Raw genomic sequence first — 26,574 nt, 5'->3', positions numbered from 1 at the left:
GTTCCAGTTGACGTAATTGCACGGAGCTGCCGTATCATGCGGCTGCTCCGGGCAAGACTTTGATTGTGCACGCAAGAACGGGAAGATTTCTAATTCAGAGTGCGAATGTCCGTCATCCTCGCGGTGAATCATGAACAAACATCAAGGCGCCTGGCGTAACAAAGCGCCTCAAGCTCCGGCCAGCGCCGGATAGTCGATGTAGCCGTGCGCGCCGCCGCCATAATAGGTTTGCCGGTCCGGCTGGTTCAGTGGCGCGTGGCGGCGAAAGCGCTCGGGCAGGTCGGGGTTGGCGATGAACAGTTGGCCGAACGCGACCAGGTCCGCCAGGCCCTCGCTGAGCACGGCGTTGGCGCGCTCCAGCGTGTAGCCGCCGGCCACGATCAGCGTGCCCGGGTACATTGGACGGAACAGGCGCGCCGACAGGTCGGGCATCGGATGCTCGCCCTGCGGCGGCATTGGCTCGATCAGGTGCAGGTATGACAGGCCCATCGGCGCCAGGCGCCTGACCACGTTGCTGAAGGTCTGCTCGGGATGGCAGTCGCACATGTCGTTGAAGGTGCCGCCGGGCGACAGCCGCACGCCCACGCGATCCTTGTCATAGACCGAGCAGGCCGCGTCGATCACCTCGAACAGCAGGCGCGCGCGGTTCTCGACGCTGCCGCCGTACTGGTCGGTGCGCTGGTTGGTGCCGTCTTCGAGGAACTGGTCGAGCAGGTAGCCGTTGGCGCCGTGCACCTCCACGCCATCGAAGCCGGCCCGCTTCGCATTCCCGGCCGCGCGCCGGAACTCTTCCACAATGCCGGGAATCTCGCCGGTTTCGAGCGCGCGCGGGGTGGGAATGTCCTTCAGCCCGGTGGCGGTGTAGGTCTGCACGCCGCGCGGCGCAATGGCCGAGGGCGCAACGGGCAGCTGCCCATCGAGGAAATCCGGGTGCGAGATGCGTCCCACGTGCCACAGCTGCATGAAGATCACGCCGCCTTGCGCGTGCACCGCGTCGGTGACCTGCTTCCAGCCAGCCACCTGCGCGTCGCTGTGGATACCGGGCGTGGCGATGTAGCCCTGGCCGTGCGGGGCGGCCTGGGTCGCCTCGGTGATGATCAGCCCTGCGCCGGCGCGCTGGCTGTAGTAGGTGGCCGCCATGTCGGACGGTACGTTGCCGGCGCCGGCGCGGCTCCTGGTCAGCGCCGGCATCACCATGCGGTTCTTCAGTTGCAAACTGCCGAGCCGGTAGGGGCTCAGCAGGTCGATCTGCTCTGCGGTTGCGTTCATGATCCGTGCCTCCCTGACGCTGGCTCCCCAGTCTAGGAAAACACGTTAAGTGCGTCAAATGCCGATGTAACAGTGCGCGGGCCGCGCTAATCGCGGCCGAGCCGCGCGTAGGCGTCCAGCAGCGCCGTCTTGTACACCACCCCCAGCAGCAGCGGGTCGGCCAGGCTCTGCACCACGGGCAGCCGCTCGCCGTGGTGCGCGAGGAACTGCTCGAACGCGTCCGCCAGCGTCATCTCGGGCGTCACCAGGGGCAGCGCGTCGCGCCGCAGCAGGTCGGCGGCAAGCTTGTCGCGGGCGCTATCGTCTTCCAGCGCGGCGGCCAGGTCGCGCAGCGCCACCACGCCCTGGTAGCGCCCGTTCGCGTCAACGATATAGACGTACTTGACCGGGTGAGCGCGGAACATGGCGGACAGCTTGGCCAGCGGCGCGTCCAGCGGCAGCACCGTCTCGGCTGGCTTTACCAGCTCGCGCATCTGGGTGCCGCGCAGGCGCAGCCGTTCCTGCTCCTCGCGCTGGCGGCGCACCGTGATCTCGTACATCGACGGCCCGCCCACGCCGCGCGCCACGAACCACGCCAGCACGCAGGCCAGCATCAGCGGCAGCATGGCCTGGTAGCTGAGCGTCATCTCGAAGATCATCAGGATCGCCATCAGCGGCGCGCCGGTGGCGGCGGCGAGGAAGGAGCCCATGCCGACGATGGCATAGGCCGGGGCGGCGGTGACCAGGCCCGGCCACAGGGCGTGGCCGGCGAGCCCGAACAGGTAGCCGAGCGCGGCGCCGACGAACAGCGTGGGCGTGAAGATGCCGCCCACCGCGCCCGAGCCCGCGGTGAGCAGCGTGGCGAGCACCTTGAACACGAGGATGGCCAGCACCGCCGACCACACCCACGGCTCGTGCAGCAGCGAGTTGACCACGCTGTAGCCGTTGCCCCAGACCTGCGGCACCCACACCGAGATGATGCCCACGCCCAGTCCCGCCACGCCCAGCCGCAGCGGCAGCGGCAGCGCGCTCTTGGCAAAGCGGCGCCGGGCAAAGCCCAACAGGCGCAGGAACTGCGGCGCGGCCAGCCCCGCCAGGATCCCGAGCGCGGCGAACAGCGGCACCTCGAGGTTGGCGATGTCGGGGAAGGCCGGCATCTCGTAGGTCGGGTGGTAGCCGGGCAGGCGGCGCATGGTGATGTTGGCCACCACCGAGGCGATCATCATCGGCGCCAGGCTTTCCATCAGCAGGGGCCCGAGCACGATTTCGCCGACGAAGAAGGCGGCTGCGATCGGCGCGTTGTAGGCGGAGGTGATGCCGGCCGCCGCGCCGCACGCCACCAAGAGGCGCAAGCGTTCGGGATCGAAGCGCGTCACGCGCCCGATCAGCGAGGCGCCCATCGCCGCCAGCTGCACCATCGAGCCTTCACGGCCGATCGAGCCGCCGGAGGCGATCGTGCACAGCGAGGAGGCGCTGCGCAGCAGGGTTTGCGGCACCGAGACCGCGCCGCTGCCGGCCGCGATGGCCTCCATGTAGTCCGGCACCGCGCTGTCGCGGTAGCGCCGCGCCAGCACCAGGAACAGGCCGGCCGCAATGCCGCCGGCGGCCGGCAGCACCACGCGCAGGTACCACGGCAGGGCCGCTGCCATTTCGACCAGCGAACCGCTGTGCCCCGAGATCAGCCACTGCATCGCCGCCAGCCCGTCCCGAAACGCGATCGTGGCCAGCGCTCCCACCAGCCCGGCCAGCGCGGCCCACAGCAGCATGGCGTGGGCGGGCGGCAGGCGGCGCGGCAGCGAAGTCAGGAAGGCAAACGGCATAAGGCGTCAGGCGTGCGAAAAATGCCATGATCGCACGAGCCCGGGTTGCGGTCACGCGCGCGCCTCAGGCGAGCGCGAGCCCGGCGATGCGCGCCGCCGCGGCACCGTCTTCGGCCCGTATCCGGTTGCGCGCGTCGTGGGCAGCTGCGGTGGCGCGCCCGGAACACACCTGATCGAGCGCGCGCAGCCAGTCGCCACTGCCGCTGCCCGGCCCCAGCTGCAGTCCGGCGCCCAGAAGCTCGAGCCGCGCGGCGTTGTCATGCTGGTCGTGGGCGCACGGCACCGCGATCTGCGGCACGCCGGCGCGCAGGGCTTCGGCGATGGTGCCGATCCCGCCATGGTGGACCAGCAGCCGGGCGCGGGGCAGCAGCAGGTCCAGCGGCACCCAGGGCACAGGCAGCACCTCGGGCTGGCGTTGCGCCTCGCGGTCGCGCGTGACCAGCAGCACGCGCATGCCCTCCGCGAGCGCCGCCGTGGTGGCGCGCTCGACCCAGGCCGGGCGCCTGGCCACTGCCGTGCCGGCCGTAATGACCGCCAGCGGACGCTCGCCATTGGCGAATGCCTCGACCTCCTCGCCCAGCCGCTGGCTTGTGCGCGGCGGCAGTATGAAACCGGCGAAACGGCCCTGGCGCGGCCAGTCGGGCGCGGCCGGGGCAAACCATTGCGGGAAGGCGTAGGCGACACGCGCGCCGTGGATGTAGCGGGAGAAGACCCGGTTCACCGGCGCCAGGCCAAGCTCGCGCCGCAGCGGGTTGAGCGCGCGCTTGAGGACCGGGTCCACGAAAGCGGTTTCCGCCAGCCGCATCGCCGCGCGCCGCAGCAAAGGCGGCCAGCCCGGGGGAATGCTGGCCGCGGGCCAGCGCGGCGGCCGCTCGGCCGACCACATGATCGACGGCGACAGGTGCACCGTCAGGTTGCGAAACCCGTCCAGCTCTTCGGCCAGGCGCGTGGCCAGCGCGAACGACGAGCCCACCAGCACCGTGTCGCCGCTATCCCAGCCGGAGCGGATCAGCGGCAGCGCCGAGCGCATCGCCGCGCCGTAGTAGCGCCACGATTCGGCCAGCCCGCGTTCGGCGGTCCAGACGTCCGGCTTGTCGAACACGTCGTCGAACACGTCGTCCGCGCCGATGCTGCGATAGTCGATGCCGGCCGCGTGCGCCTTGTATCGCGCCGGGCCGAGCATGGTGGTGTCCACGCCGCGCGCGGCCAGCGCGCGGGCGATGCCGATGAAGGGGAAGACGTCGCCGCCGCTTCCCACCGCGCACACGAGCGCGCGGCGTGCCATGAAGTTGTGAGCCAAGATGCATGTCCTTGCGAGGTTGAACCGCAGGACAGGATAGGCGGCTGGCCGCGCCGCGTCTTGAAAAAAGCCGACATCGGCGAACGACGCCAGGGGCGGGCGATCGCCCCCGGGCCGGCGGCGGTCAGCGCACCCCGACCATGCCCTTGACCGACGAGACCAATTTGGCCGGATCGTAGCCCAGGCCGTCCTTGAACACGATCTCCACGTTCTCGACGTCGGCGATGCGGCGCGTCGGGTCGCCCTTGAGCACGACCAGGTCCGCCTCCTTGCCCGGCTCGATCGTGCCGATGCGCTCCAGCTGGCCCAGGTAGCGCGCGCCGTTGGCGGTGGCGATGCGGATCGCCTCGACCGGGGTGAAGCCCGCCTCGACCAGCAGCTCGATCTCGCGCTGGTCGCCAAAGCCCGGCAGCACGCCGCCGTTGCCGGTCGGGTCGGGGCCGGCCAGCAGCAGGCCGCCGGCGCGCACGAACGCCAGCTCGAACGCCATCTCCTTTTTCAGCGCCGCCTCCAGCTTGGCGGCGCGCCCGGGGGCTGCCGCCGCCTGCGCACGCGCATTCAGGTGGCTGCGCAGCGACTCGGCCGACATCATCGCCATCTGCTGCTTCGACAGCACCGGGCGCGTGGCCACGAACTGCTCGAACACCGGCAGCGTCGAGGTGATGGCGACCTTGCGCGCGACCAGCTCGCGGATCAGGTCCGCTACCTGCTTGCTGTCCACCTCCAGCTTTTCCCAGGACGCCGCAATCTCCCCGCTCGACGGGCACTGGTCCTTCTTGCGGTTGGGGACGAATTCGGAATCGGTAAACACCGGGCCGTGCTCCAGGTCGTCGATGCCCAGCGCCGCGGCCTGGCGGTAGTCCACCGAGCACAGGTGGCCGGTCAGCTTGCGCCCGTGCTTGTGCGCTTCGTCGATCGCGGCGCCCAGCACATCGGCCTTGATGTTCATGTAGGCCTTGAACGAGGTTGCGCCTTCGCCCGACCAGAACGCGACCGTGCGGCGCGCGTGGTCCTGCGCGTCCAGCGACGACATCTGCGGGAACGCGCTGCCCTCGCCCTCGAGGTAGGGGCCGGTCACGTCGATGTGCGGTCCCGGCATCTGCAGCTTGTCGATCTTGCTGCGGATGTTCAGGTCGGTGTACGGCTCGATGCTGCCGGTGGTGCGCATGGTCGTCACGCCCGCCGCCAGGTACAGGCGCGGGGCCGAGAACGCCAGCTCGGTGACCAGAAAGCCCGGCTGCGGTATCTTGTCATCCTCGTCCAGGTTGATCGAGGCGGTGTACATCAGGTGGTTGTGCATGCCAACCAGGCCCGGGATCACGCTGCGGCCCTCGAGCGAGACCACGTGGGCGCCCGCGGGTGGCGGCGCGGCGCCATCGGTGATCGCCTCGATGCGGCCGTTGCGCAGCACGATGGTGCGGTCTTCCCTGGCCGGCTCGCCGGTGCCGTCGATCACGCGCACGTGGGTCAGCGCGATCAGCGGCTGGTCGAACTTGAGGAACTTGCGCACTTCCGCCGACGGGGTCTGCGCCTGCACCGCGCCGCACACGGCCAGCGCGATCAATACCAGTTTGCTGCGAATGCCAGCCATGTGACTCCTCCAACGTTGAGACGCACATGCTGGCATGGAAACTGTGGCAAGGCAACCGTGCGGCCCCCGCCGCGGCCTGGCGGTCAGGCTGCGCGCGCGGCCTCGTCCTGCGGCCGCGTGGCCGGCGTGGCCAGCGGCAGGCGGACCACGAACACGCTGCCGTAGCCCAGCCCGTCGCTGCGCGCCTCGACGCTGCCGCCATGCAGCTCGACCAGCTTCTTGACCAGCGCCAGGCCCAGCCCCAGGCCGCCCTGGGTGCGGTCGAGCGTGCGCGTGGCCTGCGTGAACAGCTCGAACACGGCCGGCAGCAGGTCCGGCCCGATGCCCACGCCGTTGTCGCGCACTTCCAGCTGCGCCATGCCGCCGGCGCAGGCCAGCGTGACGCCGATTGCGCCGCCATCCGGCGTGTACTTGGCCGCATTGTTGAGCAGGTTGGTCACCACCTGCACCAGCCGGGTATGGTCGCCGATGACCGTGACTGGCGCCGGCGCCAGGTCGAGCGTGAGCCGGTGCGAGCGCGCGTCCACCAGCGGGCGCGATTGCTCGACCGCTTCGCCGACCACACGCACCAGGTCGAGCCGCTCGCGCGCCACCGCGACCAGCCCGCGCGTGACGCGCGAGACATCCAGCAGGTCGTCCACCAGGTGCCGCATGTGGCCGACCTGGCGCGCGATGATCTCGCTGATCTGGCGCACGCGCGGCTCGGACGCGTAGGCCAGGCGCAGCATGTCGGCCGCGCTGCTGATCGGCGCCAGCGGGTTGCGCAGCTCGTGCGCCAGCATGGCCAGGAATTCGTCCTTGCGGCGGTCCGCCAGGCGCAGCGCTTCTTCGGCGCGCTTGCGCTCGGTGACGTCGATCGCGATCGAGTGCACCACCTGGTGCCTGCCGTCGGCGCCCACGCCCAGCTTGCCGCGCATCTCGACCCAGGCGGTGCTGCCGTCGTCGGCGCGCCTGATCCGGTGCACGCCGTTGAATTCGCCGCGTTCGGCCAACCCGCGCTCGACCTCGGCCATGATGGCCGGGCGCTCCTGGGCGTCGAGCAGCTCCCAGAACTGGTCGATGTTGTGCCACGACCGGCCGAACACGCTCTTGAGGTTGGCGGCGAAGGTGAGTTGGCCGCTGACCGGGTCGCGCTCCCACACGGCCATGTGCGCCGCGACCAGGCCTTGCCGCAGGCGTTCTTCGCTGTAGCGCGCGGCCTGCCGGGCCTCTTCGAGCTCGGTGATGTCGGTGCAGGTGCCGAACCACTGCACGATCCTGCCGGAGGCGTCGCGCAGCGGGGCCACCGAGGTGAAGAAGCTGCGAAAGCGGCCGTCGGCGCCGCGCATCGGGAAGGTCATCTGCGCCATCTGGCCCAGCGCGCGCGTTTCGTGCCAGCGCCGCAGCACCTCCGGCAGCACCTGCGGGTCGTGCAGCTCCTGCCAGTTGGTCGGGTCGAGCTCGCCCGGGCCCTTGCCGGTGAATTCGTACCAGCGGTCGTTGAACCAGCTGATGCGCCCGTCCGGCTCGGCGATGAACACCAGCTGCCGGATCGTGTTCGACAGCTGCAGGAAGCGGCCGCGTTCCGCTTCCAGGTGGCTGTGCTGGTGGTACAGGCGGTCGAGCATGCGGTTGATCGAGTTGGCCAGGCCGACCACTTCGCTCGATCCCGCGAGCGGCGCGCGCTGGGTGCTGATGCCTTCGTCGCCGATGCTGGCGGCAAATGCCTGCAGCCGGCGCAGGTCTTCGGTCAGGCCGAGCGCCAGGCGCGCGCCGAGCAGGAACACGGCCGCCGCCAGCGCCACCGCGATACCGACGATGAGCGCGTACTGCGGCGCCGGCGACGGCAGCGGCGCCGGCAGCTTGCGCATGTCCTCGCGCAGCGCCAGCCCGAGCGGGGCCAGGCTGGGCGGCAGTCCCTTCAGCTGCGCGCTGCCCGGCCCGGCCGCGCCGATGGCCAGCGCGGACCCCGGCACCGGCTGCAGGTCCGCCAGCCGCACCTTGTACATCAGCGCGCCCTCCGGGGTATGGGTGCGCGAGTAGCGCAGCAGGTACACGCCCAGCAGCTCGCCGCCGCCGGCGCCGGGGCGGATCGCGGCCAGTTCGCTGTCGCTGTCGATGCGCTGGCGCAGCCAGTCGCGGTCGTCCTGGCTGAAATCGCCGTTGCCGTTGCCGGCGATCGGCTTGCCTTCGAAATCGGTGAACAGCACCTGCACCGGGATGCCGTTAATCTGGCGCAGCCCGCGCAGGAAGGGCGTCAGGTAGGTTTCCTTGCCCGCACTGTCGACCAGCGCCGTGGCCAGGATCGGGCTGGCCGCCACGTCCGCCATGCGCGAGGCAAGCGCCTGCAGGTTGTTGCTGACCGTGGTCGCGTGGAACAGCACTTCGCGCTGCTGCAGCAGCGCGTTGGCCTCTTCGCGCTGGCGGTCGATCAGCCAGAACGAGGCCAGCGACCCGAGCAGCACCGCGGCCGCGGCCAGAATGGCGGCGGCGCGCGCAAAGCGGCGCGACAGGCTGCCGGACGGGAGGTGGCTGGCCATCGATCAGTCCCGGGACGGCACCAGCACGCCATCGGCGCGGTAGCGGGCCAGCAGCAGCTCGTGCGGGCCAAGCGCCTCGTGGCGGGTGGCGGTGAACGGCGGCGCATAGGTCTTGATCAGTCCCTCGTAGCGGCCGACGCGTTCGAGCGCGTCGCGCACCGCCTTGCGGTCGGTGCTGCCGGCCAGGTCGATCGCGCGGGCCAGGATGTGCGTCAGGTCGTAGGCGTGCGCCGCGCCCACCGGGCCCTTGATGTCCTCGATGCGGCGCACCTTGGACACCCGGGCCGCGCTGCGCAGGAATCGCTGCACGCGGGCGGGATCGGCGCGAAAGAAGCTGAAGGTCTGGATCACCGACAGGTCCACCTGCTGCAGCGCCGGCCCGGCCTGTGCGGCGAACTCGCCGCCTGTGATGCCCCAGTGGCTCAGCAGCGGCACCCGTTCGCGCTTGGGCAGCGCCGCCACCTCGCGCACCAGGATCGCCGCCTCGTCGTCGTTTGCCACCAGCACCACGGCCTGCGCACCGGCCGCCAGCAGCTCCTTGTACTTGTCCACCAGCGAGGTGTCGCGCCAGTTGTACCAGGCCGTCTGCACGATGCGCGGGCCCGCTTCGCTGGCGACGTAGCGTTCGGCCGCCACCTCGCTGCTGCGCCCCCACGAGGTGTTGGTCAGCAGCAGGCCCACGCGCGACAGGCCGCGCTGCTTGGCCGCAGCCAGCAGCTTGGGAATGGCCAGCGAATCGCGCAGCGACAGCCGGAATACGTAGTTGGGACGCATGTCGTTGTCCACGATCGCGTCGGCGGCCGACCACGGCGCCATGAACAGCGTGTGGGTCGCCTTGAGCGCCGGGAGCTCCTCGATCACCACCGGGCTGAACCTGCCGCCGAACACGGCGACCAGGTCCTTCATCTTCGCGAATTCCTCGATGTTGCGGATGCCGCGCGCCGGGATCGAGCGGTGGTCCTTGATCACCAGCTGCAGCGGGCGCCCGCCCAGCACGCCGCCGGCGTCGTTGATTTCCGTGATCGCCGCGCGCATGCCGAGTTCGACGGCCTGGGCCGATGTGGAATTGTCGAGCCCGAATTCGCCGTCGATTCCCAGCAGGACCGGCGTGCCGGTCGCGGGGGCGGGGAAGGCCGGCGCGGCCACCAGCGCCTGGAGCAAAAGCGCCGCGCCAAAGCCGCGTCGGGACAGCGCGCCAAATCTGTTGAGCATAAGCCTGGAATCCTCTGCCCGGGATACGGGAAAGAGTCAATTGTACCGTTCCCAGGGGAATCGAGTTCACATTTCCTGCCAAAAAAAACGGCAGCGTGGCATGCTATCAATACCTGCCTGGCGCTGGTAGCATGTTCGCTCTCGACGATTTGCCAATGGAGATGCGGTGCAGCGTGTATTGATTCTGTTGGGCCTGGTGCTGCTGGTGGCCGGCCTGGGATGGCCGTGGCTGCGCAAGCTGCCGCTGGGCCGGCTGCCGGGCGACATCCATATCGTGCGCGCTGGGTTCAGCTTCCATTTCCCGATCGTGAGCTGCCTGGTGGTCTCGGTGCTGCTGTCGCTGGTGCTGTGGCTCTTCCGCCGCTAGCGCGTCAGCGCGGCGTGGCGAACACCTGGGTCCAGTAGGCCCGCGCGGTCTTGCTGGAGGGGTTGACGAAGTGGGCCGCGCCCATCTCGGTGAACCCGGGATCCATCAGGTTGGCGCAATGGCCGGGGCTGTCCAGCCAGCCGGCCACCGCGGCTTGCGGCGTCGGTTGTCCGGCCGCGATGTTCTCGCCGACGCGCCGCCAGGCGTAGCCGGCCTGTTGCGCGCGCTCGGCCACCGTGCTGCCGTCGCTGCCGTGGTGGCTGAAGTAGCGGCGCATGGCCATGTCCTGGCTGTGCGCGAGCGCCGCGCTGGCCAGCGCCGCGTTCCACGTGACCGTCGGCGCGGCCTCGAAGTGGCGCGCGCCGCAGTTGCGGCTGGCCGCGCGCGCCTGGTTCACCAGCTGCAGGATCGCCTGCCCCGTCACCGGCCAGTCCGGCAGGCTGGCGCGCACCAGCGGCTGCGCCAGCACCACCTGCCACTCGTTGCCAACGTGCAGGGCGCCAATGGCACTGAAATCCGTCCCCAGCAGCACATCGCAGTAGGCCTCCCGCAGCGCGGCCAGCGCCGCTGCGGCGTCGGCCGGGCCTGTGACACTGACGGCCTGCGCGCGCACGACCGGGTAGCCGGCGTCTTCCAGCGCCTGTTCCAGGAAGGTGGCGGTGCGCACCCGCACCGCCGACAAGGCCAGCTGGGGCGACAGCGGACCGGCCGGTGCGGCCTTGTGCCCGTGGCAGCTGCCGGGCGCGGCGCGGTAGTCGTTGACGAGCTGGACCAGCTGGCCGGCGTCGCGCGCGGGTGGCGCGCCTGCGGCGGCGCAGCTCGCGCAAGCCAGCATCAGGCACAGGAGCCAGTTCCGGCCGCCGGCCAGCGCAGCAAGCGGGCGCATCAGCGTCTTCCTCATCGGTTGGCGGTGGTTCCCAGCCAGCCGCGTAGTTGCCGGATCGCCAGCTCCTTGTGCTTGGCCTCGATCTCGATCCACGGCGCGTGCGCGTAGCTCGATGGCATTACGCTGATGAGGTCGGCATGCTGGCGGTCGTTGAACCCGTCGCGGCCGTTGGAGATGTGCACCAGCTGGTGCCCGGGCACCGCCCAGGTCGAGCGCGCCTCCTGCAGCATGGCCGCCACGCTCGGGTCGTCATAGCTGGGCAGCTTGTCGTGGACGATGTGATGATGGGCATCGAATACCATCGGCACCCCGCTGCGGCGGCAGATCGCGACGATCTCGTCAGCGCCGTACGCATACTCGTCATTCTCAAGTGCAATGCGCGAGCGGATCGCCTCCGGCAGGCGCGCGATGGCGGCCACCAGCGCGTCCGCGCGCGCGGCCTTGCCGCCGTGAATCTCGACCAGCGCCCAGGGCGAACGCGGCTGCCCCAGCAGGTCGAGGATGTCGGCATGCATCTGCAAAATCTTGACGCTGTTGGCCACCACGTCGGCCGAATCCGAGCTGAGCACCACGAACTGGTCCGGATGCATCACCAGGCGGATGCCTTTTTCACTGGCACGCGCGCCGCAACGGGCGAGCGCGCCGGACAGCTGCCCGAGCAGCTCGCGGCCGATCGGTTCGTCGGCGAACGGGAAGATCGACGATGGAATCCGGTACAGCGCAATGCCTTCCTGCTCGCAAAAGCGCAAGGCAGCGTCGAAGGACTGGATGTTGTCGCGGTAGATGTCTTCCAGCAGCTTGCGCTGCGTGGCGATCGCCTGGTCGAGCAGGCGCTTGCGGGTGATGGTGCGGTAGCGCACCTGGGTGGAAGCGGTGATGCAGACGAGGCCGAGGCGGGGAGTCATGAGCAAGCCGTTGCGGTAAAGATGGCCAGTATATGTCGCCGGCCAAAGTGGCGCACGGGCACATTTGGACACGGCGGGCGTTGTCGGACACAATGCCAGTTTGAGTCGCGCGCGTCGGGCCTGGCTTGCCGCGCGGCATACCATGAACCAGCGGCGCATGAGACTTCTCGCCGTGCTGGGAATCCTGCTCGCGATCGCCTTGCCGGTTGCGCTCTCGATCTTTCTTGCGCGGCACCAGAGCATGGACCAGGAACAGCAACGGGCCATAGGCTACGCGCGCGAGGTGCTCCTCCGGTCCGAAACCACCGGCGACGAAATGGAGGCGGCGTTCAGGACGCTGGCGGCAAGCCCCTCGCTTGATCCGTGCAGCGACGCCAACATCGACCTGATGCGCAAGCTCGACGTCTCGTCCCCCTCGATCCAGGCCATCGGCGTGGTCAATGGCGACACCTTGCAGTGCTCGTCGCTGACCAGCCCGGCCGAGCCGGTATTCATCGGCGCGCCGGACGTGCGCCAGCCCGCCGGGCTGCTGGTCTGGACCAACGCCGAACTGCCGTTCGCGCGCGGCGTGCATTTCCTTGTGGTGGCGCGCAAGCCCTATGCGGCGATCATCCACAAGGGCCTGCCGATCGCGGTCAGCAATGCCGGGCAGGGGATGTCGGTGGCCCTGCTGTCCGAGCGCGGCGAGATCCTGACGGCGCGCGGCTACGTCGACGCGGCCTGGCTCGGCCGGCTGGACGGCAGCCTGCAGGCGAGCTTTCGCAACGGCGACTATGTGGTGGCGGTGGTCAAATCGCCGCGCTATTTTGTCGATGCGGTGGCGGCCCTGCCTGTCAGCGAACTGAACGAGCGCACCTGGGCCATCGCGCGCACCGTGGTGCCCTTCGGCATTGCGATGGGCCTGCTGCTGGCGTGGGCCGCCGTGGCGCTGGCGCGCTCGCAGCTGGCCATGCCCGCGGTGCTCAAGTCGGCGCTGCGGCGCAAGGAACTGTTCATGGTGTACCAGCCGGTGGTGGACCTGCGCACCGGCCGCTGGGTCGGGGCCGAGGCGCTGATCCGCTGGCACCGGCCAAAAGGCGAGGCAGTCCGGCCCGACGTGTTCATCGTGGCTGCCGAGGACAGTGGCCTGATCCGCCAGGTGACCAAGGAGGTGGTGCTGGAACAGGTGCGCGCGGACGCGGCCGTGCTGTTCCGCGACTTTCCGAACTTTCACATTGCGATCAACCTGGCCGCCGACGACCTGCAGTCCGAGGCGACGATCACGATGCTGCGCCAGCTGGTGGACGCAACCGGGGCGCGCTCGGGCAGCCTGATGGTCGAGGCGACCGAGCGCAGCTTTGCCGAGCCGCGGACCGTGCGCGGCATCGTCGATGCGCTGCGCGCGGCCGGCATCCGCATCGCCATCGACGATTTCGGCACCGGCTATTCGAGCCTGTCGTTCCTGGAAAGCCTGCAGTTCGACCTGCTCAAGATCGACAAGTCCTTCGTCGACACGCTCGACACCGGCGCGCCGACCAGCCAGGTGATCCACCACATCATCGAGATGGCCAAGGCGCTCAAGCTGGAAATGATCGCCGAGGGCGTGGAGACCGAAGCCCAGGCCGCTTTCCTGCGCGCACGCGGCGTGCATTACGCGCAAGGCTGGCTGTTCGCGCGGCCCATGTCGTTCAAGCATTTGCTGGAAGCGCTGCACGGCGAGCTGGACGTGACCCAGGGCGAGCCCGAGACCGGTTAGGCCAGCTGTCCCTTACTGTGCATCAGCGTACGGACGGCAAATGCGGCGGGTGGCATCCTGCAACCGTGACGACATTCATCAAGAGGGAGGCCATCATGGGTAAGTATTTCCTGGCGTGGATCATGGGTGTCCCAGCGATCGTGCTGGTCCTGATCTACCTGTTCATGCACTGACCAGTTTCCTGGCTGCGCAAACGAAAACGCCACCCCCCCGGGGTGGCGTTTTCTTGCAGGCCAGGGCGGCACGCATTGCGCGCTGCCACCGGGCGCGTCAGCTCTTGCGGACGAATTCCGACTTCAGGCTCATGGCGCCAAAGCCGTCGATCTTGCAGTCGATGTCGTGGTCGCCTTCGACCAGGCGGATGTTCTTGACCTTGGTGCCCTGCTTGACCACGCCGCCGCCGCCCTTGAGCTTGAGGTCCTTGATGACGGTGACCGAGTCGCCGTCCTGCAGCACGTTGCCGGCCGCATCGCGCCACACCCGCGCCGTCTCTTCCGCGGCCGCGTCGGCCTGGACCGGCCATTCGTGGGCGCATTCGGGGCAGATGTAGTTGCCCGAGCCGTCCTCATAAGTCAGGGCGGAGCCGCAGGCGGGGCAGGGTGGCAAGGTGGTCATGGCAGATATCCTGAAAAGTTAGAAGGATGAAAATGAGAACGCCAACCGCAGGGGTTGGCGTTTTTATTGTTCTTGTTCTTGGTGGCCCGGGGCGGAATCGAACCACCGACACAAGGATTTTCAATCCTCTGCTCTACCAACTGAGCTACCAGGCCAGAAGGGTGATTATAGCCGACGGTTAGCAACTGGCAAAATTGTTTGGGAGGGGACCGCCCTGGCGCGGGCTGCACGCCATGCAGTCGCGGCAGCTTTCCGGCAGTGCTTGCCCGACCTGTTGTCGTCACGCCGCGTCGATCAGAAATAGCCTTGCGGAAACATCGGCTATAACATATACTTTAAATGCATCTTTTAAGCGACGGCATCAAAGCCGTCCGCCGTAGCGTCGCGATCGACCGACGCACGCGTCGTCGCGGGTGGCAAGCACGCTGCCCATTATCGGCCGTTTGCAGGAAAACCAAAGACCCGCCCCGCTTTCGAATAGGTCCAAGCCCAGCTCGCCAACGCGTTGTTGCTCACATTGTTCGGCCCAGTGCTGCCTGATGAGTGGCTCGCGTCACGTCCTCCGACTGCCGGATGTGCGTCTGGACGAGGCTCGTCTTCAGGGAGCATTGCACGAGCGCGCCATTGGAACCAGAAAAGTTTTGAGAGGACATATGCGTATCAGCAATATGAAGATCAGAAGCCGCCTGGCACTTGGTTTCGGCATCGTGCTCAGCTTGTTGGTCATGCTGATCGTGGTTGGCGTCACGCGGCTTTCCGGCATCGAAGCGTCGACCACGAAAATGATCGACGTCGAGTGGGCGAAAGCCGATGCGGCAAACACGATTAACGCGACGATCCGCGCGCAGACGCGGCGCACGATGGAATTGTTCCTCGTCCCTGACAAGCAATACCGGGACAAGATCCATGAGCATATCGAGGCCAACAAGAAGATCATCGTTGCGGCGCTGGGGACGCTGGAACGCCTGGTGTACTCGCCAGAGGAAAAACAGCTGCTGGCTACCGTCAAATCCGAACGCGCGCAGTATGTCGCGTCATTCAGCAAAGTCAGCAAACTCGTCGACGACGGCAAGCCGGACGAAGCAAAGCAAGTGATGCTGCAAGAGACGCTTCCGATCCTCGACAAGCTGCAGGCATCGGTGCTTGAACTGAAGGATCTGCAGAAGAATCTGGCGATGGCGGCCGCGGACGGGGTGAGAAGCGCATCCGGGTCGGGCGTGCAGGCAATGCTGGCGCTGGGCGCCGGCGCGTTGCTTGGCGGGCTCGCGTTCGCATTCCTGATTGCGCACTCCATCACAGGCCCCATCAATCGCGCAGTCGGTGCCGCCAAGACGGTTGCGGCCGGCGACCTTACCAGCGTCGTCGAGGTTGCATCGGCAGACGAAGCCGGGCAGTTGCTGCACGCGCTGAACGATATGAGTGCCAGCTTGCTCGGCGTGGTCAGCGAAGTGCGCAACGGGACCGATACCGTCGCGGCTGCATCGGCACAGATTGCGGCAGGTACCCGCGATCTGTCGTCGCGCACCGAAGAACAGGCCAGCTCCCTCGAAGAAACGGCTGCCTCGATGGAAGAGCTGACATCGACCGTCAAGCAGAATGCGGACAGCGCGCGGCAGGCGAACGCGCTTGCCGCCTCGGCCTCCGACGTGGCACTCAGGGGCGGCGATATCGTGGGTGAAGTCGTGAAAACGATGGACGCGATCAACGAGTCCGCCAGGACCATCGCCGACATTATTGGCGTGATCGATGGCATCGCTTTCCAGACCAATATTCTCGCGCTCAACGCTGCTGTCGAAGCGGCGCGCGCCGGCGAGGACGGACGCGGCTTTGCGGTCGTAGCGGCGGAAGTGCGCGCCCTGGCGCAGCGTTCGGCTGGAGCGGCCAAGGAGATCAAGACGCTGATCGGCGATTCGGTCGAGCGGGTCGATGCCGGCTGCCGGCTGGTTGAACAGGCCGGCAGCACCATGGATGACATTGTCGTGAGCGTGCGACGGGTAACGGAAATCATGGCCGAGATTACCGCGGCAAGCGATCAGCAAACCGCGGGCATTGGGCAGATCAGCCAGGCGATCATTCAAATGGATCAGGTGACGCAGCAGAACGCCGCCCTTGTCGAGCAGTCGACCGCGGCCGCTGCATCGCTCGAGGAAAAAGCGCACAGCCTGGCCCGCGCGGTTGCGGTGTTCAAGATCAGCGCCGACGACGCAGGCGGCTCTTCCGCAGCAAGGCGCGTCGGGCCGCAGTCGAACCGCAGGCAACTTTCGGCAAGCCCGTCGCCGGCACTGCAGAGCGCCGCGCAGGGCGCCGCCTGATCGATGGCGACACGGGCCCAGCCCGCCAGGTCGTAAGCGCGACCTGGCCATGAGGTGATCATTTTCAGCAGATACGAGAATTCCGATGAAACAAGCAGATGCGAAATCGAGTCAGGCGCTGCGCCTTGCGCGGGTATTCCTGGTCGTGGGGCTGCTGGCATCTGCTGTGGTTTACTGGGCAGGTGTTCGGCTCGTCAACCAGGAACTCCAATCCCAGCTCGACATCCGCGCAAGAGACGCCAAGCACAACCTGGAACGCCAGCTTGGCGCCTATGCGGAAGCCTTACGCGGCCTGCAGGCCGAGTATCGCGCAACTGCGCATCCGACCCGGGCGTCGTTCCGGCAAAGTGTCACCTGGCTCAAGCTGAACGAGCGGCTGCCGGCCGTGCAAGCGGTCGGCTTCAGCGAGCGGCTTGCTCCGGCCGGCAAGACGCCATTCGAACAGGCGATTCGCAAGGAATATGCGCACGAGCTTGCGCAGCCGCCCGTCATCCACCCGCCGGCCCCATCGCCGACAGCGGATGCCTTCGTCGTCAAGGCGATCGAACCGCTGGCCCGGAATCGTTACGGGCTGGCCTTTGATCATGCAGCGGAACCGCGCAGAATCGAGGCGATCGAGCGTGCCCGCGATACCGGCGATTGGGCGGCGACCCGCCGGGTTCGCCTGTTTGTCGAGCCAGGCGACGTGGATGGTGTCGTTTTCTATACGCCGATGTATCACGGCGACATACCCGATACCCTCGCCGGCCGCCGCGACGCCTTGTCCGGCGTCTTCTTCCTTGCTATCCGGGTCGACGAAATGCTGCGCAATGTCTTTGGCGCCAAGCTGCTCGACGATCTGGACATTGCAATCCGCGACAAAGCGAACATGCCTGCCACGCGAGCGGGGAATGTCGGGCAGACGCTAATTTTCAGCAATAATCCAGATGATGTTGCCGCTCCGGGCACGACGCTCGCTGCCAATGGCCCGCTACGACGTACCTTCGACCTGACGTTCGGAGGTACCACGTGGGAGCTCAGCCTGACCATGCGGCCGACGTTCCAGACACGTTCGCAGTATTGGTTGCCTCCGCTCGCCGGATTGGCAGGTGTCCTGCTCAGCTTTCTCGCGTTCTTTTTCATGCGCTCGCTCAATGTCGCGCGGCAGGCTTCCGATGCCGGCATGCGCGAGGCGTACCTGAGCTTGCAGGCGAAAGAAGAGCAACTCAACGACATCGTGCAGTCCATTGACGAAGTGCTGTGGACGTTCGACACCTCGTCCGGCGAGGTGCGCTATGTCAGTGCCGCGGTTGAACGTCTCTACGGACGCAGCGTCCAGTCCTTTCTCGACAGGGCGCGCCTGTGGCTGCGCTGCGTGCACCCGGCCGACCGCAGGCAAGTGATCCGCGCCGTCAGGAAACTGGCTCGCAAGGGGCAGGACGAAATGCTCTACCGAATCGTCCGGCCCGATGGCGCGGTGCGGTGGATGCACTATGAGGCACACTATGTCGCAGGCACGTCGTCCAAGCCGGGGCGCGTGGATTGCCTCGGCAGGGATGTGACCGAGCAGCGGCAGATGGAAGAGTCGCTTCGTCGCAGTAACCGTGCGCTGCGTACCATCCACGCCTGCGAGAACGAATTGGCCAGCGCGGCGCATGAACACGCACTGTTGCAGGGTATTTGCGAAGTGGTCGTACGCGAGGGATATCGGTTGGCGTGGTCCGGCCTGCTGGCACGGGACGGCGGCGTCGAACCGGCGGGCATCGCCGGCGAACAAGATGGTTACCTGGCGTGTATCGACGGTGCGCTACGCGCCGGTGCCACGGGAGCGGGCACCATCGGCACGACACTGCGCACGGGCCGCCCGACGATCATCAACAACCTGCAATCCGACCCGCAATTCGGCCCGCGCCGAGAGCAAGCATTACGCCGTGGTTTCAATTCGAAGATCACGCTCCCGCTGGTGCATGATGGCCAGACTGTCGGCTTGCTGAACGTGTACGCAGCCGAGCCGGATGCATTCGATGCGGAAGAGGTGGACCTGCTCACCGGGCTGGCCAACTCGGTGGCGGTCGCGATGCAGTTCCTGCGCAATCGCAGCGCCAAGCTGGCCGCGGAGGCTGCCTTCCATCTGCGTCAACGTGCCATTGAAGCCAGTCCGAACGCCATCGTCATCACCAGCGCAGCAGCGCCACACTATCCGGTGGAATATGTGAACCCTGCCTTCGAACGCATGACAGGCTATTCGGCCCAGGAGATCGCCGGGAAAAGCCTCAGGGTGCTGCATCAAAATGACAAGGAACAGGCCGGATTGAAGGAACTGCGCAGGCTCCTTCGCGCCCAGCAGGAAGGCCACGTGACAATAAGGAATTATCGTCGCGACGGGGCGATGTTCTGGACGGACGTTCACATTGCCCCGGTACGGGATGAGACTGGCGAAGTGACGCACTTTGTCGGTGCCAAATATGACGTGACGACCACCAAACGTTATGAAGAGCAGCTCGAGCTCCAGGCCAATCACGATGCCCTCACCATGCTCGCCAACCGCAACCTGCTGCAGGAGCGGCTCAACCAGGCCATTGCAGCCGCAGCGCGCGACGATAAACCCGTCTGGGTGGTGTTCCTTGACCTCGATCGCTTCAAGTTCGTCAACGACACGCTCGGTCACCAGGCCGGGGATGTCCTGCTCAAACAGGTGGCGACTCGCCTGCGCAGCGTGGTTCGCCACAGCGACACTGTCGCCCGCCTCGGCGGCGACGAATTTGTCCTGGTATTGGCCGAGCAGGCCGACACATCGCTGGAGACGGCACTTGTGCAGCGAATCATGGACGTCGTTGCCCCACCCTTCATTGTTGGGGGCCACGAATTCTTCCTGACCTGTAGCATGGGCATCGCAGTCTATCCCGCAGATGGCAGGGACGCGGAGACCTTGATCAAGCATGCCGATATCGCCATGTACAGCGCCAAGGGCGCCGGACGCGACAGCTTCCAGTTTTACACGGCATCCTTGAATGAAAAGGCATTGGCGCGACTGCGCCTCGAAGGCGACCTGCGCAATGCGCTGGAACGCGGCGAATTCCTGCTGCACTATCAGCCGCAGCTCGATCTGCGTACGGGCAAGGTCGTCGGTATGGAGGCACTGATCCGCTGGCAGCACCCGGAACTTGGCATGGTCTCGCCGGCACGCTTTATCGGGCTGGCCGAGGAGATCGGATTGATCGGGCCGATCGGGGAGTGGGTGCTGCGTACCGCTTGCATGCAACATCGTCGTTGGCAGCTTGCCGGATTGCCTGCACTGCGCGTCGCAGTCAACTTGTCTGCCCGACAGTTTGCCGATCGCGGGCTGGCACAATCGATCGCCGCCATTTTGACTGACACGGGCATGTCTGCCCAGCATCTGGATATTGAGCTGACGGAGAGCATGGTGATGACCGATGTCGAGTTCGCCATTGGCGTCTTGCGTGAACTCAAGGCACTGGGCGTGCATCTCTCCGTGGACGATTTCGGCACTGGATACTCCAGCCTGTCGTACCTCAAACGCTTCCCCATCAATCTGCTGAAGATCGATCAATCGTTCGTGCGCGACATCACGCTCAACAGTGACGGCGCCGAACTGGTGCGTTCGATCATTTCGCTTGCGCATGGACTACGCCTGCAAGTGATTGCAGAGGGCGTCGAAACCGAGGAACAATTGACATACCTGCGACAGCACGGCTGTGATCAGATGCAAGGGTATTACTTCAGCCAGCCTCTCGCTGCGGACGCGTTCGAACAGCTTCTCCGCGAAGAGCGCGCATTGCCTGTGCACGATATGGCGGTGATGGCGTTGCCGGACTAGGGATCGGGATGGCCAAACCGGCTTGACTGTGCGTCCAGCCGCGCAGTTCACGCGCACACGTCTATCGGGATCAAACAGACGAGCAGGCTGGGTGGTAGCGTGGAATCCATGCGGGCTGCGGTCGCCGGCCCGATTTCATGGACGATAGACCGTGAACAGCTTGTTCCTCTCCAGGGTTGCAACGCTGCGCTGGCTCGCCGCCTTGATCGCCGTGAGCTACCACGTCCGGTTCTTGCTGTTCGCCAATTATGGGCATGTCGCGCACAAGGGCATCCTGACACGGCTGTTCTACTTCGTCACCAGCCTGGGCCACGAATCCTTCATCGCCTACATGGTCCTGAGTGGGCTGCTGCTCGGCGGCCTGCCGCTGTCGCGGTGGCGGCGCGGCGCCGATCCCCGGCCCGACCTGTGGCGCAACGGGCGCAAGGTGTACTTGCTGCTTGTGCCGGCGCTGGCGGCGGGCGGCCTGCTCGACGTGGCGGGCGGCGCGCTGTTCGCCGAGTCCGGCGTGTATGCGGCGCTGCCCCAGTCGGCGCCCACCCACCTGACGCCGTTTGTCTTGTTCGGCAACCTGCTGCTGTTGCAGGACATCGTTGTCCCGGGCTTTGGTAGCAACGCCATGCTGTTCCTGCTTGCCTACGAGGCCTGGGCTTATGTTGTGCTGGCCACCGCGTTCTCGCTCGGACCGTCCGGGCTGCGCCGCGGCTGTGCGGTGGCGGCGCTGCTCGCGGCCGCGCTGGTGCTGGTCGCACCGCGCTACCTGGGCTACCTGGCCGCGTGGCTGCTTGGCCTTGCGGTGGCGGCGTGGGCGCCGCGCTGGCGCCGCCGCGTGCCAGGCTGGGCCGGCGCCGCGGTATTGTTTGCCGTCCTCCTCGCTTCGCGGGTGGCTGGGGCACGCCTTGCGGCGCTGCCGCTGCCCTACGTTTCGCTGCTGCGCCTGCTGCTCGACCTGATGGTGGCAGGCGGGCTTGCCGTGTTCCTGGCCGCGCTGTACGGGATCCGCGGGCGGCGCGCGCGGCCCGGCACGGTGGCGCGGCTGCGGCGCAGGCTGGCCGGGCTCGGGCTGCCCCTGTATGCGACGCAATTCCCGCTCATGGCGTTCGCGGTCGCGCTGGCCAACGCGTGGCTGGGCTTGCCGCTGGCGGCGCAGCCATCGGCAGGCGGCTTGCTGGCGTTCGCGCTCGTGATCGGCGCGATCTACCTGTTCGCGCTGCTGGCCGCGCGCGCGTCGGCGGCGCTGGCGGCCATGCTTCCCAGCGGGGCCGCAGCAAGGTGGAGCAGGCAATGGTCCAACGCCTATGCCTCGCTCGGGCGCTTGTCGCGCAGGCCATGATGCACCGGGCGGGCGCGCACGCCGCCCTGCCGGTCAGGCCCGGCCGTCCTCGCCCTCGCGCAGGCGCAACCGGTCCTGCTCGAACGAGCGCGCCAGCTCGTCGCGCGCGGCCTGGGTGATCGAGATCATCGCCGATTCGTCCTGGTAGTGCGGGTAGATGGCCTCGACGGTCGCCAGGTTGTGGTCGCGGAACTTCAGTCGGGCACGCTCGGCCGTTGTCGGCTCCACGCCCATCTGTTCCAGCGCCCACTGCCCCAGCATCAGGGCCGATTCGAAGGTTTCGCGCTCGACCAGTTCGACGCCGCGGTTGCGCAGCTCGTACACGTGGGTCACGTTGCGCGCCCGCGCGATCAGCTTCAGATGCGGAAAATACTGGCGGACGATGTCGGTCAACGCCAGGTTCGCCTCCATGTCGTCGATCGCGTTGATCAAGAGGCGCGCCTGGCCGGCGCCGGCAGCGCGCAGCAGGTCGAGCCGGGTGGCGTCGCCGTAGAACACCCGGTAACCGAAGCGGCGCACGGTCTCGATCATGTCCGGGTCGTTGTCCAGCACCGTGACCTTGATGCCGGACGCCATCAACAGGCGCCCCGCGATTTGGCCCACCCGGCCAAAGCCGGCCACGATCACGCGCGCTCCCTCCGGCTCGATGGTGTCGGGTGGCGGTGTGGCGGGCGAGTGCAGGGTCTTGCCGAGCGCGTTGCCGGCCGTGACGGCCAGCGGCGTGAGCGCCATCGACACCGCCACCATCAGCACCAGCAGCTCGCCCCAGCGCGCCGGTATCACGCCGGCAGCGTGCGCCACGCCAAACACGACGAAGGCGAATTCGCTGCCCTGGGACAGCAGGGCGGCGAACGGCCAGTGCTGGGCCGGCGCAATCGGCATGGGCCGCGCCACCAGGCCCAGCACGGCCATCTTGACCAGCATGAAGCCCACCGACAAGAGCAGCACCTGCCCCGGCACCTCGGCCAGCAAGCCCAGGTTGGCCGACATGCCGACCGAGGTGAAGAACAGTCCGAGCAGCAGTCCCTTGAACGGCTCGAGGTCGGTCTCGAGCGCCTTGCGGTATTCCGAACTGGCCAGCAGCACCCCGGCCAGGAAGGCGCCCAGGCCCATCGACAGGTGCGCCAGCGTCATCAGCTGGGCGATGCCCAGCACCAGCAGCAGCGCGAACGCGGTGAAGATCTCGCGCAGCCGGGTGCGCGCGATCAGGCGCAGGGCCGCCGGCATCGCGTAGCGGCCCGCCACCAGGATGCCCGCGATGGTGGCCGCCGCCAGCGGCGCATTGAACGCGGTCTGCGCCGCGCCGTCACCCAGCAGCGGCGTGATCACCAGCAGCGGAATGGCGGCCATGTCCTGGAACAGCAGGATCGCGAACGCGGCGGTGCCGGCCGGGGTGTGGTCGAGGTGGCGCTCCTGCATGTTCTGCACCGCGATCGCGGTCGAGGACAAGGCCAGCGTGGCCCCGGCAATCACCGCGGCCGTGCCCGGCATGCCGAGCAGCCAGGCGCCGAGCGCCAGCGGCAGGCCGCAGGCCACCAGTTGCAGCGTGCCGCCGGCCAGCACCAGGGTGCGCATGGCCAGCAGCTTTTCCGGCTGCAGCTCCAGGCCGATCAGGAACAGCATCATCACCACGCCGATCTCGGCCACATGGCTGATCAAGTCCACGCCCTTGACCAGGGCCAGGCCCCACGGCCCGATGAGGCAGCCGCCGACCAGGTAGCCCAGCACCGAGCCCAGCCTCAGGCGCTGCGCGAGCGGCACCAGCAGCACGGCGGTGAGCAGGAACACGATCGGGGTGAGCAGCAATTGGGGCATGATCTGGCTGTGAGCAGGGGTGTCCGCCGCCCGGCTTGCTGCCCGAGCTGACCGGCCGGTTGGCCTTGCCACGATTATATCGAAGCGCCCGGCCCGGCACGCTCGCGCTGTCAGTCGTGGGCGGCAAACACCTCGCGCGCCGCGAATACCCCGTTCAGGGCCGCCGGGAAGCCCGCGTACAGGCTCATCTGCAAGATCGCTTCGATGATCTCCGCGCGCGACAGTCCCACGTGCAGGCCGGCGGCGATGTGCACCTTGAGCTGGGGTGTGGCCGTGCCGAGCGCGGTCAGTGCCGCGATGGTGGCCAATTCGCGCTGCTGCAGGGTGAGGCCCGGGCGCGAGTAGATGTCGCCAAAGCCGAACTCGACGATGTAGCGGCCCAGGTCCGGGCAGCAATCGGCCAGTGCCGCGACCACCTGTTCACCGGCCTTGCCGTCCACTTCCTTCAGGCGTTTCCAGCCCCGTTCGTAGCGTGTTTCCATTTTCTTCCCTTTCTGTGAGTTGGTGCTCCATGTCGCCGTACAGGGAAATCTTCTGGTGGAGATAGCCGAGCGTCTCGGCCAGCGCATCGAGCTCGGCCTGCACGGCCGCCGCATGCTCCTCGAGCATATGGCGGCGTTCGCGGATGCTGCCCAGCTCCTGGCCTGCTTCGCGCAGGCGTGCATAGCGCTGCATTTTCTCCACCGGCATCCCGGTTGCACGCAGCCGCAGCAGGAACGCGATCCAGCCCATGTCCTCGCTGCGGTAGCGCCGGTGCCCGTTGGCGCGGCGCGCCACCGGCCGGATCAGGCCGATGCGCTCGTAGTAACGCAAGGTGTGCACGGAAAGGCCGCAGGCTGCGGCCGCTTGCTGGATGGTCAGTGCGGCGGTCATGGTGGGAATCGTAGAAGTTGGAGTGCGCTCGAAGTCAAGCAAGTGTACCGAAGCTGTCATACATACCGATGTTTCCTTGGCACACCTTTGCTTTTGCATTAGCATCCAGCCAGTTCAAAAGCTTAACCAGGAGACAGACATGAAGCGCACCTTGTGCAGTACCTTGATCGTGGGCTTGTTCGCCGGCGCCGCGCATGCCGCCGGCCCGGCAAGCGTTGCCGCCTCAACCGCTCCGGCGGCGGTGGCGGCGGCCCAGCGCGCCGGCGTGGACGTGGCTGCCTTCGACAGCACGGTGCGCCCGCAGGACGATTTCTTCCGCTACACCCAGGGCAAGTGGCTCAAGGATGTCGAGATCCCGTCCGACCGCTCGAGCTGGGGCGCGTTCAATGTTGCGCAGGACAATGTCGAGCAGCAGATCCGCACCCTGGTGGAGCAGGCGGCGCAGGACAAGCACGCCAAGCCCGGCTCGCCGGCGCAGAAGATGGGGGATTTCTACAACAGCTACGTGGACCAGAAGCACCGCAACGAACTGGGTCTGGCCCCGGTCCAGCGCGAGCTCGACGCCATCGCCGCGCTGCGCGACAAGCGCCGGTTCGCGGCGCTGGTGGCGCAGCTGGAGATCGCCGGCGCCGGCGGCCCGCTGCACCTGTCGGTCCACCAGGACAACAAGGATTCGGCCCACTACCTGGCCGACATCAACCAGTCCGGCCTGGGCATGCCCAACCGCGACTATTACCTGGCCCAGGACGACAAGCGCCTGGCCGAGGTGCGCGCCAAGTACCAGCAGCACATCGAGCACATGCTGGCGCTGGCCGGCCACGCCAACGCTGCCAGCGAGGCGGCCGGCATCGTCGCGCTGGAAACCGAGATCGCGCGCGTGCAGTGGAGTGCAGTCGAGAACCGCGACCCGGTCAAGGGTTACAACAAGATGACGGTCGCCCAGCTGAAAACGCTGATGCCGAACTTTGACTGGAACGGCTACCTGAAGGCAAGCGGCGTGGGCGGCAAGGCCGTGGCGGTGAACGTGAGCCAGCCGAGTTACCTTTCCGGCCTGTCGGCGATCATCGACAAGACCCCGGTCGAGACCTGGAAGGCCTACTTCCAGTTCCGCCTGCTCTCCGCGTATGCGCCCTACCTGTCGCAGGCCTTCGTGGACGAGAGCTTTGCCTTCCGCGGCGCCGTGCTGTCCGGCGCCAAGGTCAACCGCCCGCTGGAAAAACTGGCGATCGCCGAGATCAACCGCGACATGGGCTTTTTGGTTGGCAAGGCCTACGTGGACGCGTACTTCCCGGCCGAGCGCAAGCGCCAGGTCGAGGACATGGTGAAGAATTTCCTGGCTGCGTTCAAAGAGCGCATCGATACGCTCGAATGGATGACGCCGGAAACGAAAAAGCAGGCCCAGGCCAAGCTGGCCAAGATCAACGTCAAGGTCGGCTACCCCGAGAAGTGGCGCGATTACACGGCGCTGGTGGTCAAGCCGGGTGACCTGGTGGGCAACGTGCGGCGCGCCCGCGCCTTCGCGCACCAGTTCCAGGTGAGCAAGCTGGGCAAGCCGGTGGACCGCAGCGAATGGGAAATGACGCCGCAGACCGTCAACGCTTACTACAGCCCGGAGATGAACGAGGTGGTGTTCCCGGCAGCGCGCCTGCAGTCGCCGCTGTACGATGCCGACGCCGAACCGGCCGTCAACTATGGCGCGGTCGGCATCTCGATCGGCCACGAGATCAGCCACGCCTTCGACGATCAGGGCGCCCAGTACGACGGCGACGGCAACCTGCGCAACTGGTGGACCAGCGAAGACAGCGAGAAATTTGCCGCCAAGGGCAAGCTGCTGGCCGAGCAGTACGGCAGCTACAGCCCGGTCCCCGGCTACCACCTGAATGGCCAGCTCACGCTGGGCGAGAACATCGCCGACAACGCCGGCGCGATCATGGCCAGCCGCGCCTACCAGATCTACCTGGCGGGCCGGCCGGCGCCGGTGATCGACGGCATGACCGCGGAGCAGCGCCTGTTCATGGGCCTGGCCCAGGCACGGCGCGGCAAGGCGCGCGACGCGGCGCTGATCGCGCAGGTCAAGTCCGACCCGCACTCGCCGTCAGAATTCCGCGTCAACGGCAGCCTGCGCAACCATCCGGGCTTCTACGAAGCGTTTGACGTCAAGCCGGGTGACAAGATGTACCTCGCGCCGGAACAGCGCGTGATCTTCTGGTAAGGACGCCGCGCCCC

General features: G+C 67.3%; 18 protein-coding genes and 1 tRNA gene. 6 read left to right on the top strand and 13 right to left on the bottom strand.

What is annotated here, in order from left to right:
- Positions 1 to 168: 168 nt before the first annotated feature.
- The 6 genes from NX774_RS23090 to NX774_RS23065 all read right to left on the bottom strand — a co-directional run bounded on the left by NX774_RS23090 (position 169) and on the right by NX774_RS23065 (position 9,690).
- Positions 169 to 1,269 carry an alkene reductase gene (locus NX774_RS23090; RefSeq protein WP_258824647.1) on the bottom strand — a complete coding sequence of 367 codons (1,101 nt, stop codon included), beginning with the start codon at positions 1,267 to 1,269 and terminating at the stop codon, positions 169 to 171.
- Between the two features lie 86 nt (positions 1,270 to 1,355).
- Positions 1,356 to 3,068: a ClcB-like voltage-gated chloride channel protein gene (locus NX774_RS23085; protein ID WP_258824646.1), complete on the bottom strand. Its 1,713-nt coding sequence runs from the start codon at positions 3,066 to 3,068 to the stop codon at positions 1,356 to 1,358.
- A gap of 64 nt (positions 3,069 to 3,132) precedes the next feature.
- On the bottom strand, positions 3,133 to 4,368 hold the full coding sequence (locus NX774_RS23080) for a glycosyltransferase (protein ID WP_258824645.1): 1,236 nt from the start codon (positions 4,366 to 4,368) through the stop codon (positions 3,133 to 3,135).
- 124 nt (positions 4,369 to 4,492) lie between these two features.
- Positions 4,493 to 5,959, bottom strand: a complete 1,467-nt coding sequence (locus NX774_RS23075; protein WP_258824644.1) for an amidohydrolase family protein — start codon at positions 5,957 to 5,959, stop codon at positions 4,493 to 4,495.
- Between the two features lie 83 nt (positions 5,960 to 6,042).
- Positions 6,043 to 8,478, bottom strand: a complete 2,436-nt coding sequence (locus tag NX774_RS23070) for a sensor histidine kinase (RefSeq protein ID WP_258824643.1) — start codon at positions 8,476 to 8,478, stop codon at positions 6,043 to 6,045.
- A gap of 3 nt (positions 8,479 to 8,481) precedes the next feature.
- Complete coding sequence (locus NX774_RS23065; RefSeq protein ID WP_258824642.1) at positions 8,482 to 9,690, bottom strand: ABC transporter substrate-binding protein; 1,209 nt, start codon at positions 9,688 to 9,690, stop codon at positions 8,482 to 8,484.
- Positions 9,691 to 9,856: 166 nt separating this feature from the next.
- On the opposite strand from NX774_RS23065, the gene NX774_RS23060 reads away from it, so the two are divergent.
- Entirely contained in the window at positions 9,857 to 10,057 is a 201-nt protein-coding gene (locus NX774_RS23060) for a DUF2905 domain-containing protein (protein WP_258824641.1), read from the top strand.
- Between the two features lie 4 nt (positions 10,058 to 10,061).
- Here NX774_RS23060 and NX774_RS23055 read toward each other — a convergent pair whose 3' ends face one another.
- Both NX774_RS23055 and uvsE read right to left on the bottom strand, forming a co-directional pair.
- Positions 10,062 to 10,943 carry a CAP domain-containing protein gene (locus NX774_RS23055; protein WP_258824640.1) on the bottom strand — a complete coding sequence of 294 codons (882 nt, stop codon included), beginning with the start codon at positions 10,941 to 10,943 and terminating at the stop codon, positions 10,062 to 10,064.
- A gap of 11 nt (positions 10,944 to 10,954) precedes the next feature.
- Positions 10,955 to 11,848, bottom strand: a complete 894-nt coding sequence (gene uvsE / locus NX774_RS23050) for a UV DNA damage repair endonuclease UvsE (RefSeq protein ID WP_258824639.1) — start codon at positions 11,846 to 11,848, stop codon at positions 10,955 to 10,957.
- Positions 11,849 to 12,005: 157 nt separating this feature from the next.
- On the opposite strand from uvsE, the gene NX774_RS23045 reads away from it, so the two are divergent.
- Entirely contained in the window at positions 12,006 to 13,583 is a 1,578-nt protein-coding gene (locus NX774_RS23045) for an EAL domain-containing protein (protein ID WP_258824638.1), read from the top strand.
- A gap of 270 nt (positions 13,584 to 13,853) precedes the next feature.
- Here NX774_RS23045 and NX774_RS23040 read toward each other — a convergent pair whose 3' ends face one another.
- On the bottom strand, positions 13,854 to 14,198 hold the full coding sequence (locus tag NX774_RS23040) for a zinc ribbon domain-containing protein YjdM (RefSeq protein ID WP_258824637.1): 345 nt from the start codon (positions 14,196 to 14,198) through the stop codon (positions 13,854 to 13,856).
- A gap of 79 nt (positions 14,199 to 14,277) precedes the next feature.
- Positions 14,278 to 14,353, bottom strand: a tRNA-Phe gene (locus NX774_RS23035).
- A 498-nt stretch (positions 14,354 to 14,851) separates the two neighbouring features.
- On the opposite strand from NX774_RS23035, the gene NX774_RS23030 reads away from it, so the two are divergent.
- From NX774_RS23030 to NX774_RS23020, 3 genes are all read left to right on the top strand, one after another.
- Entirely contained in the window at positions 14,852 to 16,510 is a 1,659-nt protein-coding gene (locus tag NX774_RS23030) for a methyl-accepting chemotaxis protein (RefSeq protein ID WP_307731430.1), read from the top strand.
- Positions 16,511 to 16,595: 85 nt separating this feature from the next.
- Positions 16,596 to 20,327, top strand: coding sequence for a bifunctional diguanylate cyclase/phosphodiesterase (locus NX774_RS23025; protein WP_258824636.1), 3,732 nt, complete (start codon positions 16,596 to 16,598; stop codon positions 20,325 to 20,327).
- Positions 20,328 to 20,478: 151 nt separating this feature from the next.
- Positions 20,479 to 21,660 (top strand): hypothetical protein, encoded by a 1,182-nt coding sequence (locus NX774_RS23020; RefSeq protein WP_258824635.1) that lies wholly within the window; start codon positions 20,479 to 20,481, stop codon positions 21,658 to 21,660.
- 33 nt (positions 21,661 to 21,693) lie between these two features.
- Here NX774_RS23020 and kefC read toward each other — a convergent pair whose 3' ends face one another.
- The 3 genes from kefC to NX774_RS23005 all read right to left on the bottom strand — a co-directional run bounded on the left by kefC (position 21,694) and on the right by NX774_RS23005 (position 24,348).
- Positions 21,694 to 23,475 (bottom strand): glutathione-regulated potassium-efflux system protein KefC, encoded by a 1,782-nt coding sequence (kefC, locus tag NX774_RS23015; RefSeq protein WP_258824634.1) that lies wholly within the window; start codon positions 23,473 to 23,475, stop codon positions 21,694 to 21,696.
- A gap of 110 nt (positions 23,476 to 23,585) precedes the next feature.
- Entirely contained in the window at positions 23,586 to 23,957 is a 372-nt protein-coding gene (locus NX774_RS23010) for a carboxymuconolactone decarboxylase family protein (RefSeq protein ID WP_258824633.1), read from the bottom strand.
- A complete protein-coding gene (locus NX774_RS23005) occupies positions 23,896 to 24,348 on the bottom strand; it encodes a MerR family transcriptional regulator (RefSeq protein WP_258824632.1) in 453 nt (150 codons plus the stop codon). The genes NX774_RS23010 and NX774_RS23005 overlap by 62 nt, the downstream gene beginning before the upstream one ends.
- Before the next feature lie 139 nt (positions 24,349 to 24,487).
- Between NX774_RS23005 and NX774_RS23000 the strand changes: the two genes are divergently transcribed.
- The gene (locus NX774_RS23000) at positions 24,488 to 26,560 is read left to right on the top strand and encodes a M13 family metallopeptidase (RefSeq protein ID WP_258824631.1); all 2,073 of its coding nucleotides are present in this window, start codon (positions 24,488 to 24,490) and stop codon (positions 26,558 to 26,560) included.
- The last annotated feature ends 14 nt before the right edge of the window (positions 26,561 to 26,574 follow it).

This window comes from Massilia agilis, assembly GCF_024756255.1.
In the GTDB taxonomy this organism is placed as follows: domain Bacteria; phylum Pseudomonadota; class Gammaproteobacteria; order Burkholderiales; family Burkholderiaceae_D; genus Telluria; species Telluria agilis.
Note: the sequence above shows the minus strand (reverse complement) of the source record. Positions and strands in the feature narration are given on the sequence as shown.